Below are 2376 nucleotides of genomic sequence, written 5' to 3' on the forward strand. Positions count from 1 at the left end.
TCTTTGCATATTCACTGAAGCTTATTCACAATTGGTGGTATGCGTGTGGGCGTTCCAACCGAAGTCAAGAACAACGAGTGCCGGGTTGCAATCACTCCGTCCGGCGTCGCCGAACTGACCAGCCGAGGGCACGAGGTCCAGATCCAGGCCGGGGCGGGCGAAGGCTCGGCGATCACCGACAGCGATTTCAAAGCCGCAGGTGCACAATTGGTTTCCAGTGCCGACAGCGTTTGGGCCGATGCCGATTTGGTGCTCAAAGTCAAAGAGCCGACAGCGCTGGAGTATTCGCGGCTGCGGCCCGCGCAGACCTTGTTCACCTATCTTCACCTGGCCGCATCGCGTTCGTGCACCGAAGCGTTGCTGTCCGCGGGCACGACGTCGATCGCCTACGAGACCGTCCAAAGCCCAGACGGCACGTTGCCGCTGCTGGCCCCGATGAGCGAAGTCGCCGGCAGGTTGTCGGCCCAGGTCGGGGCGTATCACCTGATGCGTACTCACGGCGGGCGTGGCGTGCTGATGGGCGGCGTCCCGGGCGTAGCGCCGGCCACCGTGGTGGTCATCGGCGCGGGAACCGCCGGATACAACGCCGCGCGGGTTGCTCACGGAATGGGTTCGGCCGTCACGGTTCTCGACATCAACATCGGTAGGCTGCGCGAGGTCGACCACGCGTTCAGCGGCCAAGTGCAGACTCGCCATTCCACCACCCTGGAATTGGAAGACGCGGTGAAACGCGCCGACCTGGTGATCGGCGCGGTGCTGTTGCCCGGCGGCAAGGCTCCTACTCTGATCTCGAATTCGCTTGTTGCTCAGATGAAGCCAAGCGCAGTCCTGGTAGATATTGCTATCGATCAGGGTGGTTGCTTCGAAGACTCGCGGCCCACCACTCACGACGATCCGACCTTCGTGGTACACGACACCGTGTTCTACTGCGTGGCCAACATGCCTGCCGCGGTTCCTGCCACGTCGACGGCCGCGCTGACCAACGCGACCCTGCCGTATGTGCTCGAGCTCGCGGACCGGGGTTGGCAGGCCGCCTGCCGGTCGAATCCAGCTCTTGCCAAGGGTCTTTCGACACACGATGGAGAGCTGCTCTGCCAGCGGGTCGCCGCCGATCTCGCGCTGCCGTTCACCGATCCGGCGGCACTGCTGGCCTGAAGGTATTGGCCCGCAGTCCCGAGGTCGGTCGCCCGAATCAGACGTGGCCGAGCTTGTCGACGATGTCCTTCGCCGGCCGGGCTTCTGCCTTCCGATACCCCGTCCCCGCCCACAGGTTGGTGCCATGCGGGTCTTCCAGTTCGACCGCGGCTCGGCGGATCGGTGACGTCATCTGGTTGACTTCGGGATAGCCAAGCGGCGCAATCTCATCCATCATGCGGGTGAAGTCGTTGGCTAAGCCACGGGCATACCGGCCCGAAAACGCGTTGGTGACAACCGTGCTGTCGAACTGTGGGTGCCCGAGCGCGGAACGGTGCGCGGCATTGGTCCCGGCCTCGTCGGACAGCAGAAGCGCGGTGCCGATCTGCGCCGCGGCGGCCCCCCTGCGCAACACCCCGGCGACATCCTCGGGGCTGGACACTCCGCCGGCGGCGATGAGCGGCACGTCGTGCAGGTGGCCGATGCGATCCAGCAGTTCGTGCAGAGGTTCGGTGCCCGGACTCATGTCCGGCGCGAATGTGCCCCGATGCCCACCGGCGTCCGGCCCCTGGACAATCAGGCCGTCCGCACCGGCAGCAACCGCCACTCCGGCTTCGTACACAGACGTCACGGTGATGTAGATCAACATGCCCAACGCACCGAGCCGACGCAACACATCCGGCGACGGCGCGCCAAAGGTGAACGACACCAACTCCGGCCGCATATCGGCGACCACCTCGAGTTTCTGCGGCCAGCCGTCGTCGTCACCGAATTCGGGATAGCCGACGTGGACGTCGTAGTGCTCGGCCAGTTCGTCGAGCGCCTCGGCGTAATGGTCCAACGCGATCACGTCGGCGACACTCGGCTGGGGCACAAACAGATTCACACCGATCGGCCCAGTGCTCGATGCGCGCGCATTGGCGATGTCGTCGGCCAGACGCGCGGCGCTGATATAGCCGCCGGCGAGAAATCCGAGGCCGCCGGCGTTGGACACCGCCGCGGCCAGCGCGGGAGTCCCGGGGCCACCAGCCATGGGCGCGCCCACGATCGGCATGTCCAGATCCCAGAAGCCCAGCACCATCGCCTTACCCCGTCATTGTCCGAAGCTGTTGCGGTAGGGACTTCTTGGAACGATGCGGTCCGAGAACGGCGGCACCGTAGGGTTTATTGAGGAGTTGACGCGCGATCGCGTTGACCTCGTCCAGGGTGACCTCATCGAGCTCCTGCAGCGTCCGGTCGATG

The 2376-nt window shown here is 65.1% G+C and carries 2 protein-coding genes and 1 pseudogene; 1 reads left to right on the forward strand and 2 read right to left on the reverse strand.

All coding sequences use genetic code 11. The features are described 5' to 3' along the window. The first annotated feature begins 39 nt into the window (after positions 1–39). Positions 40–1155: an alanine dehydrogenase gene (gene ald / locus AC2VOG_RS02870; RefSeq protein WP_486938410.1), complete on the forward strand. Its 1116-nt coding sequence runs from the start codon at positions 40–42 to the stop codon at positions 1153–1155. Between the two features lie 37 nt (positions 1156–1192). Here ald and AC2VOG_RS02875 read toward each other — a convergent pair whose 3' ends face one another. Further along, positions 1193–2215: a nitronate monooxygenase gene (locus AC2VOG_RS02875; RefSeq protein ID WP_486938411.1), complete on the reverse strand. Its 1023-nt coding sequence runs from the start codon at positions 2213–2215 to the stop codon at positions 1193–1195. A gap of 4 nt (positions 2216–2219) precedes the next feature. Then, positions 2220–2376: pseudogene (locus AC2VOG_RS02880) on the reverse strand (insulinase family protein); the annotation flags it as partial.

The organism is Mycobacterium sp. TH-M11, from assembly GCF_057473725.1.

Coding starts and splice junctions, on each gene's coding strand:
- ald (WP_486938410.1), top strand. CDS start 40: ATGCGTGTGGGCGTTCCAACCGAAGTCAAGAACAACGAGTGCCGGGTT.
- AC2VOG_RS02875 (WP_486938411.1), bottom strand. CDS start 2,215: ATGGTGCTGGGCTTCTGGGATCTGGACATGCCGATCGTGGGCGCGCCC.